Origin of the sequence: Eubacterium barkeri (assembly GCF_900107125.1) — a bacterium.
GTDB lineage: Bacteria > Bacillota > Clostridia > Eubacteriales > Eubacteriaceae > Eubacterium_O > Eubacterium_O barkeri.
On sequence record NZ_FNOU01000001.1, the window covers coordinates 264,164 to 280,339 of the forward strand.

Genomic DNA, 16,176 nt, shown 5'->3' on the forward strand with positions numbered 1-16,176 from the left:
AAGAGTGAAAAAAAGAATGTTTTGCAAGTTTATGTAAATACGTGTAAATGCCCTGAAAATGGGGTGTTCAAGGATTTTTTATAATAATAGTGCAAGTAATTACCCGGGGTTATGGTTTAAAATAATGACAGTAACAATAATATTCAAACCAAGGAGGACGAAGCTTATGACTAATGAAGCTTTAGGCATGATTGAAACCAAAGGTCTCGTCGGCTGTATTGAAGCCGCAGATGCCATGGTCAAATCTGCTAATGTCGAGCTCACAGGATACGAAAAAATCGGATCCGGTCTCGTAACCGTAATGGTACGTGGCGATGTGGGAGCGGTTAAGGCAGCCGTTGACGCAGGTGCTGCAGCTGCAGACAAGGTCGGTCAGGTCGTTTCAGTACATGTGATTCCAAGACCACATCAAGATGTGGAAAAAATGTTGCCCAGTTTCTAAAAAATTAATGGAGGTGTGAATTAATGAAAGATGATTTAATGAACAAATTGATGGAAGAAGTCATGAAGAAAATGGACGAAGTTGAAGAAACAGGTACCTGTGCAGCTGCTACTGGTGTTTGTGGTTTAACTGAATTCGTTGGAACCGCTATTGGCGACACAATCGGTTTCGTTATCGCTAATGTAGACTCTAACCTGCATGAAGCAATGAAGATCGATCCTAAGTATCGTTCTATCGGTATCCTCTCCGCTCGTACTGGTGCTGGTCCTCAGGTTTTCGCAGCTGATGAAGCTGTTAAAGCAACAAACACCGAACTGGTTATCTGTGAATTTGCCCGTGACACCAAGGGTGGCGCTGGTCATGGTTCCCTGTGTATCTTCGGTGCAGAAGATGTTTCCGATGCAAAACGTGCTGTCGAAGTCGCTTTAAATGACTTAAACAGAACCTTCGGCGATGTCTATGGCAATGACGCTGGCCATCTGGAATTCCAGTACACCGCTCGTGCTTCCTTCGCATGTAATATGGTATTCGGCGCTCCTATCGGTAAAGCTTTCGCTATTATCGTTGGTGCTCCTGCTGGTATCGGCGTTCTCATGAGCGATGGTGCCCTGAAAGCTGCTAACGTTGAACTCATTGGTTTTGCATCACCTGACAATGGTGGTACCAAATACTCCAACGAAGCAATTATCTTCGTATGTGGGGATGCTGGTGCTGTGCGTCAGGCTGTTTATGCTGCACGTGAAATTGGTAAACAAGCCCTCGAAGCCTTAGGTGGACCTTGCCCGTCTACGACTACTCCTTACATCTAAGTTGAAATTGGATTAGTTGAAGATAAATCAAGGAGGAATGACAATGAGATCAAAAAGATTTGAAGCTTTAGATGCACGTCCAGTTAAAAAGGACGGTTTCGTTAAAGAATGGCCTGAAGTTGGTCTGATCGCGATGAACAGTGCTGGGGATCCTACTCCGAGCATTAAGGTCGAAAACGGCATCATCGTCGAAATGGACGGCAAATGCAGAGCTGAATTCGATATGCTGGATACCTTCATCGCAAACTATGGTATCCGTCTGGACAAAGCAGAAGAATATATGGCAATGGATTCCCTGGAAATCGCCAACAAATTAGTTGACATCCACGTACCCAGAGCTGAAGTTGTCGATATTACGACTTCCATCACTCCTGCTAAAATCGTTGATGTACTCAACAAAATGACTGTTTTGGAAATGATGATGGCACAGAACAAAATGCGTGCCCGTATCATGCCTTCCAACCAGTGCCACGTTACTAACGTTAAAGATAACATGATCCAGATCGCAGCTGATGCTGCTGAAGCCGCTATCCGTGGTTTCGACGAAATGGAAACAACTGTTGGTATCGCTCGTTACGCACCATTCAACGCCCTGGCTATCATGATTGGCGCCAATGTTGGCCGCCCTGGTATCTTAACCCAGTGTGCTGTTGAAGAAGCAACTGAACTTGACTTAGGGATGAGAGGCTACACCGCTTACGCTGAAACCATTTCTGTCTATGGTACAGAACCTGTTTTCATGGATGGTGATGATACGCCTTACTCGAAAGCATTCTTAGCATCCTGCTACGCTTCCCGTGGTCTGAAGATGCGCTTTACCTCCGGTTCCGGTTCTGAAGTTCAGATGGGTTATGCCGAAGGTAAATCTATGCTGTACCTTGAAGCCCGCTGCCTGTATGTTACCAAGGGTGCTGGCGTCCAGGGGACTCAGAATGGTTCCGTTTCCTGTATCGGTGTTCCCGCTGGTGTCCCCGGTGGTATCCGCGAAGTCCTGGCAGAAAACCTCTTGGCAGCCTGCTTAGACCTCGAATGTGCTTCTTCCAATGACCAGACATTTACACACTCTGATCTGAGAAGATGTGCCCGTTCCCTGATGCAGATGGTACCTGGTACTGACTATATCTGTTCTGGTTACTCCGCAACTCCAAACTACGACAATATGTTCGCTGGTTCCAACTGGGATGCAGAAGACTATGATGACTGGAACGTTATCCAGCGTGACCTTAAGATCGATGCCGGTTTACAGCCTGCTGATGAAGATACCGTTGTTGCTGCTCGTGCTAAAGCTGCTCGTGCAATGCAGGTTATCTTTAAAGAATTAGGCCTGACCGAAATCACCGATGCTGAAGTCGAAGCTGCAACCTATGCTAATGGTTCTCAGGATATGCCTGACCGTGATGTCGTTGCTGACCTTAAAGCTGTTGATGATCTTCTGGGCCGTGGAGCAACTGCTGTTGACTTCATTAAAGCTCTGGATCGCGGCGGCATGCGTGATGTTGCTGAATCTATCTTTAACATTCAGTTACAGAAGTGCGCTGGCGACTACTTACACACCGCTTCCAAGTTATCATCTGACTTCGAAGTTATTTCCGCTGTCAACTACCCGAACACCTACCATGGTGTTGCAACTGGCTACCAGATCAGTGATGAAAGATGGCAGGAAATCCAGAATATTCCATGGGCAGATGACCCGGCAACAATTTAGTGGAAAGGGGTGTATAGAATGGCTATTAACGAACAAATGCTTAAAAGTATCATCGAAGATGTATTAAAAGAAATGAGTGGCGCCCCCGCTGCAGCTCCGGCTGCTGCTCCTGTGGCTGCTGCCGCAGAAGGTGTCGAACTCACCGCTGTTGGCGAAGCTTCCGTAGGAACCGCTGCTGACGAAGTCGTCATCGGTATCTCCGCTGCTTTTGCAGACGCTCAGACCGTTAACATCATTGGCGTACCACACGCTAAGATCTTAAAGGAAATGATCGCTGGTATCGAAGAAGAAGGTATGAAATACCGCGTGGTTAAGGTTTATCGTTCTGGCGACGTTGCTGTTGTTGGACATGACTGTGCTGAACTTTCCGGTTCTGGCGTTGCTATCGGGATTCAATCTCGTGGTACCTGCCTCATCCACCAGAAAGATTTACCCCAGCTGTCTAACCTGGAACTGTTCTCCCAGTGTCCTCTGATCGACTTAGACACCTACCGTGCAATCGGTAAGAATGCTGCTAAGTATGCCAAAGGCGAAAGCCCGAATCCTGTTCCTGTACGGAATGACCAGATGGCTCGTCCGGCATACCAGGCACGTGCAGCTCTCCTTTATCTGAAGGAAGTTGAACATGTTGTCAACGGTAAAAAAGCCGTTGAAATGCAAGTAACATTCAAATAGGAGGTGGAGAGAATGACTCAAGAACAAATGTTAGAACAAATCGTTAAACAAGTTATGTCTTCTATGTCAGCCGCTGCACCTGCCGCTGCAGCAGCAGGCGCTGTATCCGCTGCTGATTACCCAATCGGGGACAAGAGACCTGAACTCATCGTTTCCGCAACCGGCAAGGCATATAAAGACCTGACCATTGACAAATTGTTAGCTGGCCAGTTAAGCCCTGAAGACTTAAGAATCCGTCCTGAAACCCTGGAACTCCAGGCTCAGGTTGCTGAATCCGTTAAACGTGACGCTTTCGCTGGTAACTTAAGAAGAGCAGCTGAACTTATCGCAGTTCCTGATGCTCGCTTACTGGAAATCTACAACGCACTGAGACCTTACAAGTCCACTAAAGAAGAACTTTTAGCTATCGCAGAAGAATTAAAGGGACAGTACAATGCTCCGATTTCTGCTGCATTAGTTGCTGAAGCTGCTGAAGTTGGATACGCTCGTAAGAGAACGAAAGAATTTAAATAAGCGGATTATTCGCTTAAAACCTACAGGCAGGACTTTCCCTGTCTGTAGGTCTCATCATAAAGAGACTGTTTGGAGGAAGATATATGATAGTAGCAGGGATAGACATTGGTAATGCCAGTACAGAAACTGCCTTGGCAAGAATTACCTCCGGTTCACCTGAATTCCTTTCCAGCGGTATCGTACCGACAACAGGAATCAAGGGAACGAGACAGAATATCCATGGTGTCTTCTCCTCTTTAAAACAAGCCCTCGATAAAGTCAACTTAGCTGTAGAAGACGTTGATTTGATTCGCCTTAACGAAGCCGCTCCTGTTATTGGGGATGTGGCAATGGAAACCATTACTGAAACAATAATCACAGAATCCACAATGATCGGGCATAACCCATCCACTCCTGGTGGCCTGGGAACCGGTGTTGGGGTGACTGTAAACATAAGGGACATTAAGAATGCGAAGAAGGGGGATTCGGTTATCGCGATTATACCGCGTGAAATCGACTTTGAAAACTCATCCCGTATGATTAATGAGGCCGTCGCAAACGGCATTTACGTAAATGGTGCCATTGTCCAAAGAGATGATGGCGTTTTAATTAATAACCGTTTGAAAAAGCCAATCCCCATTGTTGATGAAGTGGCTCTAATCGAGAAGGTGCCGCTAGGCATGCGGGCTGCCGTTGAAGTAGCTTCACCTGGCGCCGTTGTCGAACAGCTTTCCAATCCCTATGGGATTGCTACAGTGTTTGATTTATCTCCGGAAGAAACCAAGCAGGTCGTGCCTGTATCCCGGGCGCTGATCGGTAATCGCTCCGCTGTTGTCATCAAGACACCAGCAGGGGATGTTAAGGAACGTAAAATCCCCGCTGGTCAAATCATTATTCAGGGTGCCAATAAAAAGGCAACTGTGAATGTGGATGAAGGCGCAGAAGTCATCATGGAGGCCATTAGAAGTGTGGCTCCCGTCGAAGACATTAAGGGAGAACCCGGAACAAATGCCGGGGGAATGTTGGAAAAGGTGCGGCAGGTTATGTCAAACCTTACTGGACAATCACCCGTAAACATCAAGATTCAGGATTTGCTGGCTGTGGACACCTTTGTACCTCAAAGTGTACGGGGGGGCGTTGCTGAAGAGTTTTCCATGGAAAACGCTGTTGGTATCGCGGCCATGGTTAAAGCAGATCGCCTGCAAATGAGCATGATCGCTGAAGAGCTTGAAAAAGAGCTGGGAGTTAAAGTTGAAGTTGGTGGTGTGGAAGCTGATATGGCTATCCGCGGTGCGCTGACGACTCCGGGTTCTAACAAGCCGATGGCGATTATCGATATGGGGGCAGGATCAACGGATGCGGCAATTATTAACAGGGCTGGTGAGATCAAATCCATCCACTTGGCTGGTGCCGGCAACATGGTAACCATGTTGATTGGCTCTGAGCTGGGTTTTGATGATATGGGTCTACCGGAGGACATCAAGAAGTATCCGCTTGCAAAGGTTGAAAGTCTTTTCCATATTCGTCATGAAGACGGAACCGTTCAGTTTTTTGACACACCATTGGACCCGAGGACATTTGCCCGGGTAGTTATCTTAACGCCTAATGGTATGGTTCCGGTTCCTGGAAACCACTCCCTGGAACGCATCAAGCAGGTGCGCCGGGATGCTAAGGAAAAAGTCTTTGTCGTCAACGCGATCCGATCACTGGAGAGGGTCAGCCCGACGGGCAACGTAAGAGACATGGAATTCGTCACCTTGGTTGGTGGTTCAGCACTCGATTTCGAGGTCCCACAAATGGTTACAGATGCGCTGTCACGTTACTCAATTGTAGCTGGGCGTGCAAATATCCGTGCCTGTGAAGGGCCAAGAAATGCCGTCGCCACGGGACTTGTCTTATCTTACGGCGAAGGTGAATGAAATGAACGTTAATTTTGAGGCTCCAAAACCTGAGATTAAAGTATACTATGTAAAGAATACCGTTCCTAAAGACATCCTTGTTGAAGTTCTTTTGGGAATTGAAGAGGAAGGCCTTCCTTTTTCTTTAGAAGAAAAGGATAAAAAGGCCGCTGTGGAATTGGCCTATAAGGCCGCAGAGGCATCCCATTTGGGAGTTGGCATTGGCATCAGCGATCAAATCGTTTTACAGTACATTAAGTTAAAGGAAGATGAACCTTTGTTCATTGTTTCTACTGGAAGCGACGAGACTACATTACGAAATATTGGTGCAAATGCGGCACGACTCGTCAAAAGGATGCCTTTTAAAGATGTCGGGAACCCGGAACAGTAAGGAGGAAAGACATGAAACAAGCACTGGGCTTAATTGAGGCCATCGGTTTAGCGACAGCCATTGAAGCGGCAGATGCTGCGGTTAAGTCAGCGAATGTTGAACTCCTGGGCATGGAAGCATGCAAAGGTGACGGGATGCAGACCATTAAGGTACTCGGTGATGTGGGAGCCGTTAAGGCAGCCTGCGAAGCGGCAAGTGCCGCCTGTGACCGCGGACGGGGAGTGTTTTCTGTAAAAGTGATCCCCAGACCGGCCGATGGACTGGCTCCGATGATTTATAACAATCAAACCCTTGGCTTTAACCCGGAGGACACCTGTGATACGGATTATTATTGGGCATTCAGTAAGTATGACCAATTAAAACCAACACGGGCCACCAAAGAACCTGTGAAGGTGACGTGCGCAGAAGAAATCAGGGAAGAAGCGACAGAGGAAGAAAACGAAGAATAATCTGTTAGCGAATAGCGTAATAGAAAAGGTGTAAGCAATGAACGAAATGGAAAGACAAATTATTGAGCAGATTGTCATTAACACCGTTAAACGGTTGATGGCAGAAAAGGATGCTCCTAATCGAGTCCCTTTAGGGATTTCTAATAAGCATCTCCATTTAACTCAAGAAGATGTGGAAACACTCTTTGGCAAAGGTCATCAGCTTACCAACTTAAAGGATGTCAAACAGCCAGGTCAATTTGCCTGTGAAGAGACTGTAAAGATTGTTGGACCTAAAGGAGAATTTCCAAAGGTTCGTGTCCTAGGGCCAGCACGTCCAAAGACTCAGATCGAAATGTCTCTGACCGATGCAAGAAGCTTAGGGATTAAAGCACCCATCCGGGAATCCGGTCAGCTTGACGGAACTCCGGGTGTAAAGCTTGTTGGTCCTTGTGGTGAGGTGGCGCTTGAAAATGGGGTAATGATTGCCCTGCGTCATATCCATATGACACCGGAAATCGCAGATGCCCTTGGTCTAAAGGACAAGGACTGTGTCGGTGTTGAAACATCCGGCCTGCGTCCGCTTCTGTTTAGAGATGTATTAGTGCGGGTATCTCCGGATTTTGCCTATGAAATGCATCTTGATACGGATGAAGCGAATGCCGCAGGCTTAAGCAATGGAGACCTGCTGAAAGTACTGAAGAAACAGGAGAAATAATGGACTGGAAGAGCGGTAACGACACTATATTGGAGTTCAATGAACTAATCAGATCAAAGAAATCTAACCCATATCAAGGTAATTTGAAGGTGGGCGTCGACCTCGGAACTGCAAATATCGTTGTTGCCGTCGTGGATGAAAACAACCGCCCCATTGCAGGCGCAACCCAGGGAGCTTCAGTGGTGAAGGATGGTATTGTTGTCGATTATATCGGTGCGGTCACCATCGTCAAAAAACTGAAAGCCCAGGTTGAAGAAATTTTGGGGATCGACCTGAGCTATGCCAATGCGGCAACAGCTATTCCACCAGGAATCATGTCAGGTAATACAAAAATCATTGCAAATGTTGTGGATTCATCCGATTTCGTCGTTACGAATGTAGTTGACGAACCGACGGCTGCAGCCACTGTTCTGGGAATCCAGAATGGGGCAGTGGTTGATGTTGGGGGCGGCACAACAGGGATTTCCATCTTAAAGGATGGGGAGGTCATCTTTACGGCAGATGAGGCTACTGGCGGGACTCATATGAGTCTGGTTCTGGCCGGTACTTACCACATCAGCTTTGAAGAGGCTGAAGAGATGAAAAAACATGATGATCAGCGGCAGGTTTTCCCGGTTATTAAGCCGGTGGTTGAAAAAATGGCATCCATCGTCCATCGTTTTATTCAGGGTTATGACGTTGATACCATTTATGTCGTAGGCGGTGCCTGCGTCTTTGATAAATTCGAAGAGGTCTTCGAAAAGGAAATTGGAATCAAAACGGTCAAACCGGTTGAACCTTTGTTGGTAACGCCATTAGGAATAGCCTTTAATTGTCAAGGGTAGAAATGTGGTGATTAAGTTGGACATGAATGAACTGATTAACAGCGAAGCCTTTATGGACCTTTTTATCCAAAAGGTTGTTGATGAAGTCATCAGAAGAATAAAAAACAGGCCAAAGACGGCGCTGGTATGCTTTTCCGGTGCTGCCATCGGTTTTAAACAGGCGATGGATTCTCTGGTAAAGCTAAAGAATGATGGCTGGCAGTTGAAAGTGTTCCTTTCAGATGCGGCACTCTGTGTATTAACAGAGGACTATATCCGAAAAACACTAGGTGTGGATAAAATCCATACGAGCCAGACCAAAACGCCACAGAGAGAACTTTATGCAGATGTGGATCAAATTATCATTGCATCGACAACCGTCAACACCGCGGCAAAAATTGCCACAGGTGTATGTGATAATGAAATGCTGACCCTCATCAACCATGGGTTAATGGCAGGAACCCCCTTTATTTGTGCAGTTGATGGGGCCTGTCCGGATAATGCAACCCGTGCCCAGCTTGGGATGGGTAACGCCTCTGATGGATATCGTGAATTGCTCAAAAACAATTTGCGTGCTCTTAAAAATTACGGAATGCGGCTGGTAGCAGCCGAGGATTTATATGATGCCTGTGTGGGAACACCGGCTGGGAAGGTGACAAAAAAAGAAGCGCCAAAGCCGACAGCCTGTGCTGTACCGGAAAAGGCGCTGGAAGCACCAGCACCAGTGATGAACCCGGATCCTTTCGCTGAGGATCCTTTGACCACTAAACGCATCATTAGCCGCGTTGATATTATTAAAAATCGTGGTAAACAAGCCGTAAAGGTGTCCGCCAATGCCATTATTACAGAGTACGCCAAGGATGCAGCGAAAGAACTTGGCATCTGTATTGAAAGGGTTTAGGTGACAACATGCATTTAGCAAAGGTCGTAGGAACCATCGTTTCAACCCAAAAGGATCCACATCTGGTGGGTTGTAAACTGATGATTATCAAGAAGATTAATGAAACCAGCGAATTTGAAAAGTATTCAAGCCAGTCCACAGCCATTGCGGTTGATACCGTTGGCGCAGGGATTGGGGAGACCGTCATCGTGACGACAGGGAGTACTGCCCGCTATGTTTATGGCGATAAACACACGCCTTTGGATATGACCATTGTCGGGATCGTTGATGAAATTCAAACGGCTGATTTCGATAAAAAAGTAAACTAAGGGGGGATAGTGAATGCCGAACGTCTATACACGTGGTGGCGATAAAGGTGAAACCGGCTTATTCGGTGGTAACCGCACACCCAAAGACGACATTCGCGTAGAAGCTTATGGGACCATGGATGAAGCTAATTCAGCCATCGGTATGGCTTACGCATTGTCGAAAGACGATGATATCCGAGAAATCCTCCACCATGTACAGGAAAGAATTTTTGTTCTAGGCGCTGAACTCGCTAGTGATGAAAAGGGGCGTGCACTATTAACAGACCGCATTGAGCAGTCTGATATTGATTTCATGGAAAGTACCATGGAGCACTATCTGGCCATCATTGGACAGCAAAAAGCCTTTATCATTCCAGGTAAAAACCCAGCCTCTGCTGCATTGCACTATGCACGTACAGTGGTTAGGCGTGGGGAACGACGGATTGTGACTTATCGCAGCCAGGAGCCGGATGTTCGTCCGGAAATGGTCAAGTTTGCTAATCGTCTATCCGACTTGCTCTTCGTTTTGGCTCGGACAGAAGAGTTTGAAGAAACGATAAGGGAAGTTGTAAAGGGAATGGGAGACAAAATCGATTTAGGCGGAGGTACTGAAACATCAGGTGTACCCCAGGAAGATCCAAAGAAATTGCTCACCATTGCAAAGCGTATAGCTGCCGCCTCTCGAGTAAAGGCTGAAGCTATGGGGGTTCCCATTGTTTTCTCCTGTGTGGACACTGGTGGAAACCTTGCTTATTATGAACGAATGGAAGATTCCCTTTTAGCAAGTATCGATATTTCGCAAAATAAGGCTTTTACAGCGAACGCTTTAAAATGCCCGACGAGCGTAGCTCATGATCTTGCAAAAGAAGACAGCCCACTTTTCGGGATTCAATTCACAAACAATGGGCGTATCGTGACCTTTGGTGGCGGTTATCCCCTTATGGTGGATGGAAAACAGATTGGTGCAATCGGCGTTAGCGGTGGGACCGTTGATGAAGATATGGCCATTGCAGAAGCGGGTCTGGCGATTTTAGAGTCAAAGTAACAACTTATAAGGAGGACTGACAGTATGAATATTGATACAACTGGCATTGAACAGATTGTCAAAAAAGTAATGGAAAGCATTGACTTCGCAGAAGAAAACAACGTCCCTGTTGTTGATGGCGAATGTGGTATTTTCCAGGACATGAACAATGCTATTGATGCTGCTTTTGCAGCTCAAAGAGAATACATGAAACTCCCCTTGGCAATGCGTTCCAAAATGATCGCAGCCATTCGGGAAACCATGAAGAAAAAAGACCATGCAGAAACGATTTGCCAGATGGCAGTGGAAGAAACGGGCATGGGTAATTTTGAAGATAAGCTCTTAAAACAGTACTTAGCCGCTGACAAAACACCGGGTATGGAAGATTTAATGGCAGAAGCCTGGACTGGAGATGATGGTCTAACCTTATTAGAGCTCTCTCCCTTCGGCGTTATCGGTTCAATCGCACCGACGACCAACCCCAGTGAAACCATTATTAATAACTCCATCGGGATGTTGGCTGCGGGGAATGCGGTTGTCTTTGCTCCCCATCCGAGAGCGGTTAAAACCAGTAACTATTGTGTGAAGCTCATCAACGAAGCGATTAAGTCAGTGGGTGGTCCCGCTAATTTGATTGTTTCAACTGCAGAACCGACACTTGAAAGTTCTCAGGTTATGATGGCACATCCAAAGATCAGAATGCTTTGTGCTACCGGTGGTCCAGGGGTTGTTAAATCCGTTCTGTCCAGTGGTAAGAAAGCCATTGGCGCTGGCGCTGGTAACCCACCAGCATTAGTGGATGAAACCGCTGATATCGAAAAGGCCGGAAAAGATATTGTCGATGGCTGCTGCTTCGACAATAACCTGCCTTGTATTGCAGAAAAAGAAGTTGTCGTTGTCGATCAAGTCGCCGATTATCTGATTTTCAATATGAAGAAACACGGTGCTTTCGAAATTACGGACCGTAAGGTTATCGATGCTTTGGCAGATTTAGTTTGCCCTGGTGGAAAACTGAATCGTGATTTCGTTGGTAAGAGTGCAAAACATATTGCGGCAGCTGCGGGCATTGATGTGCCGGAAGATACGCGTGTGCTGATTATGGAAGCACCGGCTGATCATCTCCTGGTCGTTGAAGAATTAATGATGCCGATCCTGCCCATCGTCCGTGTCGCAAATGTTGACGAAGGAATCGATTTGGCCTGTGAACTGGAACATGGTAATCGCCATACTGCAATTATGCACTCCAAAAATGTGGATAAGCTGACGGAAATGTCCAAGCGTATCCAGACGACTATCTTTGTAAAGAATGGTCCGTCCTATGCCGGTATTGGGGTAGGTGGAGAAGGTTATACCACATTCACGATCGCTGGACCGACCGGTGAAGGTCTGACATCTGCAAAATCCTTTGCCAGAAGAAGAAGATGTGTCTTGGTCGGAGGATTTGATATTAAATAACAGGAGTGTTATTCATGAGCTCAAATTTAGTTGAAATTGTCAAAAGTGCCGGCATCGTCGGTGCTGGTGGGGCGACTTTCCCGACCCATGTGAAAATTGATGCTGAAGTTGAAATTGTGATCGTGAATGGTGCTGAGTGTGAGCCTTTGTTAAGGGTTGATCAACAACTTATGGATTTGAGAGCCCACCACATGCTGGTGGCTCTCAAAGCCGTAATGGATCAAACCGGCGCAAAGCAAGGAATCGTCGGTTTAAAAAAGAAATACACGCCGGCCATTGGGGCTCTGAATAAGGAACTTCCACAATTTCCTGGCATTAAGCTCCATATCATGAACAATTTCTATCCGGCAGGAGACGAACAAACCCTCGTGTATGATGCGACGGGTAGAATCGTCCCTGAAGGTGGTATTCCATTAAATGTTGGAACTTTAGTCATTAATGTAGAGACACTTTTAAATATTTATGATATGATGGTAGACGAAAAGCCGGTCATTGACAAATATATAACTGTGACGGGATGCGTCCAAAAGGAAATTACCACCCAGGTACCTCTGGGGATTACGGTGCGTGAAGCCTTGGAATTGGCGGGGGGACCCACTATTTCTGATTTCGTTATTATCAATGGCGGACCCATGATGGGGAAAATTGTTGATATTGACTCCTTTATTACGAAGGGGACGAAGGGGTTGATCGTTTTACCGAAAGACCACTCTTTGATTATATCTAAGACCAAAAGTGTCCAGGATACAATCAAATTAGCGGCAATGGCTTGTATGCAATGCTCATTGTGTACGGAGCTGTGTCCGCGCCATGCACTCGGCCATAATCTGGAACCGCATAAATTGATGCGAATTGCAGCCTATGGTTCGACCTGCGATATGACCACCCAAGCCACCAACGCTTTCTTATGCTGTGAATGTGGCTTATGTCAATATGCCTGTGTTATGGACCTCCAACCTTGGAAGTTCAACCAGGTACTCAAACGCGAACTGGGTGCAAAGGGCATTAAAAACCCGCACCACAACCATCCTGACAAAGCAGATCCCTTTAAAGACGACAAGAAGTACGATGTCCATCGTCTGATTACGCGTCTGGGGTTAGATGCTTATGATAAACCGGCTCCAATGGTAGAGTGTAAAAAGACCTTCACTGCGGTCAATTTACAGTTGAGCCAGCATATTGGTGCACCAGCAGAACCGGTCGTAAGTGTTGGCGATGAAGTGAAGCGGGGGCAGCTGATTGGAGAGATTCCAGAAGGCAAACTCAGCGCACGCTTGTTCGCAAGTATTGATGGCAGGGTAACGGCCATCAAAGATGGTGTTATTACCATCGAGTCCTAAATATTTAAACAAGGGGGATAATTATGGACTTCACAATGTTAATTACCGCATTTGGCGGCGGCCTTCTGGCTGCTGCAATCGGCGGGGTTCCGTCATTCGTATTTACAGGGTTAACCGTTTTAGCTGCCGTTTTCGGTGGTGAAGCTGGTGCACCCATCGTATCCTTTATCAGCTTCGGTTCCTTCTTTGGGCCTCACGTGGCCTTTGGTGGTGCTGTCGCTGCTGCTGCCTACGCTAAACAAAAAGGCGTTCTGGACAATGGTCAAGATATCGTAACTCCGTTATTCCAGACCCAGGATCCTATGGTTTTAGTAATGGGTGGTGTCTTTGGTATTATTGGTTTTGTTATTCAGTGGCTGCTTAGTGCAGTTCTTGGCGGAATGGTCTTTGGCCTGGTTGGCTGGACAGATACTGTTGCTTTAACAGTTGTTATCTCCGGCATCCTCGTTCGCCTTATCTTCACAAAATCCGGTGTTATCGGCAAATATGACGGTGCAGAACCGCGGAAATTCTTCCCATCTGGGCAACGTCTTTCCTTCTTAATCGTCGTTGGTTTAGGTATCGGTGTTGCCATTGGTGGTGCTGCTGCCAGCTTAGGTCTTTTAGCTGCTGATGGCGATGCTGCTGCATTGGCTCTCTTCAGCAACATTGGCGTTATCGGTTTCGGTATCGCTGCTGTGTCCTTGGCATTCCTGTGCATGGGTCTTCCTCTCGAAGGATACCACCATGTTATCCTGCCTGCCGGTACAACCGCAATGCTCCTGTTCATGGCTACCCTTAATCCCTTCGTCGCCGTTATCGGCGGTGCTGTGATGGGTGTCATCACTTCCGTATGGGGTGAAGTAATGGGCATGACCTTCAATAGCTATGCAGATTCTCACATTGACCCTCCTGCCTGCACCATCTGGGTATGGCAGTTAGTTAACTTCTGCCTGCTGGCAATGATGTTCCCAGCAGCTGGCGTGTTTGCTGCATAATCATTAAGACAAAGCCTTTAATCTCTAGGATTAACTATTCACAGTAAAGAAAGAAGTGGTATTTTGAAAAAAGCAATAGGTTTTATTGAATTTAAAAGTATTCCTATCGGTATCGAAGCCACTGATCAGATGTTGAAATCCGGTAATGTTGATTTAATTTCGGCTACACCGCTTTGCCCAGGGAAATATGTTACCCTTATTTCCGGCGATGTCGGGGCCGTAAGATCTTCAATCAAGAACGGAGAACATGTCGGTGGAATCTATGTTCTCGAATCCCACGTTATTCCGAACATCCATAAGGATGTGCTGCCCGCTTTATTGGGTGCGGGGGAAGTCGAAGAGGTCAAATCACTTGGTATTATTGAAACAATTAATGCGATATCCTCAATTGTGGTGGCTGATGCAGCAGTGAAGTCTTCAAATGTTGACTTAATTGAGATCAGAATCGCCCGTGGCTTAGGTGGTAAAGGATACGTATTACTGACTGGGGAAGTATCATCTGTTAAAACAGCTGTTAAGGCTGCTCAGGTTGAAATGGAAGAATACGGTGTTATTACAAGTTATTCCGTTATTCCTTCACCTCATAAGGATATCAAGCAGGTTATCTTCTAGAACACAAATGTGTTTAGGCGGGGCTTCGGCCCTGCCTAAATCGATTCGGACTTGTTTTTTACAAAGGCTTTCGTAAAAGAGCCCTTATAAAAAACAAAACCATCAAGAAAGGTGGACCACGTGAAGACGATCAGTTTTTTTAATCTAAAGGGAGGCTGCGGTAAAACGACCTCTGCGGTGAATCTGGGCTTCCTTCTAGGGGAAAAGCTCAAAGCACAGGGAAAGAAACTGTTATATATTGATTGTGATATGCAGAGTAATCTGACGAACTCTCTAATGGAGTATGATTTAGATCGCCCGTGTATCTATCATCTCTTCACGGACGAAAATGATGTGCATGAGGTTATTTATCCGGTACGGGATAACATCGATATCATACCGTCGAGTCTTTTAATGGCCACCATTGAACCGCGTCTGGCGAGCATGTATGGTCGGGAGTTCGTCTTGAAACGAAAGCTTGAAGAAATCCAGGATGATTATGCCTACTGTATTATCGATTGTTCACCATCGTTTAGTATTGTAACCACCAATGCGCTGATCATCACGGATGATATTTTCATTCCGGTTCAAACGGAATATTATGCCGTGGATGGAGTCCATCTTTTGGAGGAAACGCTGGAATATGTCAGTAAATCCCTTGGAGTCAGCAAAAGCATTTCCTTACTCTTTGCAACCCTCCATGACACACGGAATAATATAAATAATTTGCAGTACGATAATTTGAAAGTCGCCTTTGGGGAGCGGTTTATGGATAGCACCATTCGAAAGAATATTTCTCTGGTGGAATCGCCCATATTCAAACAATCTATTTTTGAATATAAGCCCAGAGCAAGGGGAGCTGAGGATTATCAACGATTATTCAAAGAGATTGAAGCAAAAGGGGGATTTTAATGGCACGGAAAAGTAAACTTAAATCAGAACTAAAGAATCACAACAGCACCATTAAAGAAAAAAATGAAATTGCATCGAAGGTCATTGCTGAAGAAGAAACCAAGAAGATGGGGGAAGAAACTGTGGGTTTGGTGGATGATTTAAAGAAAAAGGTAAAAGAAGCAGTGACACCGAAGGAACAAGACAATGCAGCCATTCTGAAAGAAGCTGCGGAAGACACACGGAAAAAAGCGGAAGCAGAAACTAAGGCGAAGGCAGACGCAGACGCTAAGAAAAAGGCCGATGAGGAAGCCAAAGCGAAGGCAGCAGCAGAAGCCAAGAAAAAGGC

The 16,176-nt window shown here is 46.2% G+C and carries 19 protein-coding genes; all 19 read left to right on the top strand.

The annotated features are described in order from the left end of the window. Window positions 1-166 precede the first annotated feature (166 nt). A complete protein-coding gene (pduA, locus tag BLU30_RS01070) occupies window positions 167-442 on the top strand; it encodes a propanediol utilization microcompartment protein PduA (protein ID WP_090242587.1) in 276 nt (91 codons plus the stop codon). Window positions 443-465: 23 nt separating this feature from the next. After that, window positions 466-1,251, top strand: a complete 786-nt coding sequence (gene pduB, locus BLU30_RS01075; RefSeq protein WP_090242589.1) for a propanediol utilization microcompartment protein PduB — start codon at window positions 466-468, stop codon at window positions 1,249-1,251. Between the two features lie 43 nt (window positions 1,252-1,294). Continuing rightward, window positions 1,295-2,956: a propanediol/glycerol family dehydratase large subunit gene (locus tag BLU30_RS01080; RefSeq protein WP_090242591.1), complete on the top strand. Its 1,662-nt coding sequence runs from the start codon at window positions 1,295-1,297 to the stop codon at window positions 2,954-2,956. An 18-nt stretch (window positions 2,957-2,974) separates the two neighbouring features. Beyond that, window positions 2,975-3,631, top strand: a complete 657-nt coding sequence (locus tag BLU30_RS01085) for a propanediol/glycerol family dehydratase medium subunit (protein ID WP_090242593.1) — start codon at window positions 2,975-2,977, stop codon at window positions 3,629-3,631. A 12-nt stretch (window positions 3,632-3,643) separates the two neighbouring features. Beyond that, window positions 3,644-4,144, top strand: coding sequence for a diol dehydratase small subunit (locus BLU30_RS01090; protein WP_090242596.1), 501 nt, complete (start codon window positions 3,644-3,646; stop codon window positions 4,142-4,144). 83 nt (window positions 4,145-4,227) lie between these two features. Then, the gene (locus BLU30_RS01095; RefSeq protein WP_090242598.1) at window positions 4,228-6,042 is read left to right on the top strand and encodes a diol dehydratase reactivase subunit alpha; all 1,815 of its coding nucleotides are present in this window, start codon (window positions 4,228-4,230) and stop codon (window positions 6,040-6,042) included. A 1-nt stretch (window position 6,043) separates the two neighbouring features. Further along, a complete protein-coding gene (locus tag BLU30_RS01100; protein WP_090242600.1) occupies window positions 6,044-6,412 on the top strand; it encodes a glycerol dehydratase reactivase beta/small subunit family protein in 369 nt (122 codons plus the stop codon). 11 nt (window positions 6,413-6,423) lie between these two features. Next, complete coding sequence (locus BLU30_RS14615; protein WP_090242602.1) at window positions 6,424-6,861, top strand: BMC domain-containing protein; 438 nt, start codon at window positions 6,424-6,426, stop codon at window positions 6,859-6,861. 37 nt (window positions 6,862-6,898) lie between these two features. Next, window positions 6,899-7,558 (top strand): phosphate propanoyltransferase, encoded by a 660-nt coding sequence (gene pduL / locus BLU30_RS01110; protein ID WP_090242603.1) that lies wholly within the window; start codon window positions 6,899-6,901, stop codon window positions 7,556-7,558. Then, on the top strand, window positions 7,558-8,382 hold the full coding sequence (gene eutJ, locus BLU30_RS01115; RefSeq protein WP_090242604.1) for an ethanolamine utilization protein EutJ: 825 nt from the start codon (window positions 7,558-7,560) through the stop codon (window positions 8,380-8,382). The genes pduL and eutJ overlap by 1 nt, the downstream gene beginning before the upstream one ends. 22 nt (window positions 8,383-8,404) lie before the next feature. After that, window positions 8,405-9,262 carry a flavoprotein gene (locus BLU30_RS01120; RefSeq protein WP_242873465.1) on the top strand — a complete coding sequence of 286 codons (858 nt, stop codon included), beginning with the start codon at window positions 8,405-8,407 and terminating at the stop codon, window positions 9,260-9,262. An 8-nt stretch (window positions 9,263-9,270) separates the two neighbouring features. Continuing rightward, complete coding sequence (locus BLU30_RS01125; protein WP_090242606.1) at window positions 9,271-9,570, top strand: EutN/CcmL family microcompartment protein; 300 nt, start codon at window positions 9,271-9,273, stop codon at window positions 9,568-9,570. Window positions 9,571-9,583: 13 nt separating this feature from the next. Beyond that, on the top strand, window positions 9,584-10,594 hold the full coding sequence (locus BLU30_RS01130) for a cob(I)yrinic acid a,c-diamide adenosyltransferase (RefSeq protein WP_090242608.1): 1,011 nt from the start codon (window positions 9,584-9,586) through the stop codon (window positions 10,592-10,594). Window positions 10,595-10,618: 24 nt separating this feature from the next. Beyond that, a complete protein-coding gene (locus tag BLU30_RS01135; RefSeq protein WP_176770781.1) occupies window positions 10,619-12,028 on the top strand; it encodes an aldehyde dehydrogenase family protein in 1,410 nt (469 codons plus the stop codon). Between the two features lie 14 nt (window positions 12,029-12,042). Beyond that, the gene (locus BLU30_RS01140) at window positions 12,043-13,368 is read left to right on the top strand and encodes a 4Fe-4S dicluster domain-containing protein (protein WP_090242609.1); all 1,326 of its coding nucleotides are present in this window, start codon (window positions 12,043-12,045) and stop codon (window positions 13,366-13,368) included. A 23-nt stretch (window positions 13,369-13,391) separates the two neighbouring features. Next, entirely contained in the window at window positions 13,392-14,345 is a 954-nt protein-coding gene (locus BLU30_RS01145; protein ID WP_090242610.1) for a DUF7973 family transport facilitator, read from the top strand. 63 nt (window positions 14,346-14,408) lie between these two features. After that, a complete protein-coding gene (locus BLU30_RS01150) occupies window positions 14,409-14,957 on the top strand; it encodes a BMC domain-containing protein (RefSeq protein WP_090242612.1) in 549 nt (182 codons plus the stop codon). Window positions 14,958-15,077: 120 nt separating this feature from the next. After that, window positions 15,078-15,848, top strand: a complete 771-nt coding sequence (locus BLU30_RS01155; RefSeq protein WP_090242614.1) for a ParA family protein — start codon at window positions 15,078-15,080, stop codon at window positions 15,846-15,848. Further along, a partial coding sequence (locus BLU30_RS01160; RefSeq protein ID WP_176770782.1) for a hypothetical protein occupies window positions 15,848-16,176 on the top strand: 329 nt, incomplete at its 3' end. The genes BLU30_RS01155 and BLU30_RS01160, both read left to right, overlap by 1 nt.

What these genes read in the sequence shown, in the direction of transcription:
- pduA (WP_090242587.1), top strand. Translation starts at nt 167, where the DNA reads ATGACTAATGAAGCTTTAGGCATGATTGAAACCAAAGGTCTCGTCGGC.
- pduB (WP_090242589.1), top strand. Translation starts at nt 466, where the DNA reads ATGAAAGATGATTTAATGAACAAATTGATGGAAGAAGTCATGAAGAAA.
- BLU30_RS01080 (WP_090242591.1), top strand. Translation starts at nt 1,295, where the DNA reads ATGAGATCAAAAAGATTTGAAGCTTTAGATGCACGTCCAGTTAAAAAG.
- BLU30_RS01085 (WP_090242593.1), top strand. Translation starts at nt 2,975, where the DNA reads ATGGCTATTAACGAACAAATGCTTAAAAGTATCATCGAAGATGTATTA.
- BLU30_RS01090 (WP_090242596.1), top strand. Translation starts at nt 3,644, where the DNA reads ATGACTCAAGAACAAATGTTAGAACAAATCGTTAAACAAGTTATGTCT.
- BLU30_RS01095 (WP_090242598.1), top strand. Translation starts at nt 4,228, where the DNA reads ATGATAGTAGCAGGGATAGACATTGGTAATGCCAGTACAGAAACTGCC.
- BLU30_RS01100 (WP_090242600.1), top strand. Translation starts at nt 6,044, where the DNA reads ATGAACGTTAATTTTGAGGCTCCAAAACCTGAGATTAAAGTATACTAT.
- BLU30_RS14615 (WP_090242602.1), top strand. Translation starts at nt 6,424, where the DNA reads ATGAAACAAGCACTGGGCTTAATTGAGGCCATCGGTTTAGCGACAGCC.
- pduL (WP_090242603.1), top strand. Translation starts at nt 6,899, where the DNA reads ATGAACGAAATGGAAAGACAAATTATTGAGCAGATTGTCATTAACACC.
- eutJ (WP_090242604.1), top strand. Translation starts at nt 7,558, where the DNA reads ATGGACTGGAAGAGCGGTAACGACACTATATTGGAGTTCAATGAACTA.
- BLU30_RS01120 (WP_242873465.1), top strand. Translation starts at nt 8,405, where the DNA reads ATGAATGAACTGATTAACAGCGAAGCCTTTATGGACCTTTTTATCCAA.
- BLU30_RS01125 (WP_090242606.1), top strand. Translation starts at nt 9,271, where the DNA reads ATGCATTTAGCAAAGGTCGTAGGAACCATCGTTTCAACCCAAAAGGAT.
- BLU30_RS01130 (WP_090242608.1), top strand. Translation starts at nt 9,584, where the DNA reads ATGCCGAACGTCTATACACGTGGTGGCGATAAAGGTGAAACCGGCTTA.
- BLU30_RS01135 (WP_176770781.1), top strand. Translation starts at nt 10,619, where the DNA reads ATGAATATTGATACAACTGGCATTGAACAGATTGTCAAAAAAGTAATG.
- BLU30_RS01140 (WP_090242609.1), top strand. Translation starts at nt 12,043, where the DNA reads ATGAGCTCAAATTTAGTTGAAATTGTCAAAAGTGCCGGCATCGTCGGT.
- BLU30_RS01145 (WP_090242610.1), top strand. Translation starts at nt 13,392, where the DNA reads ATGGACTTCACAATGTTAATTACCGCATTTGGCGGCGGCCTTCTGGCT.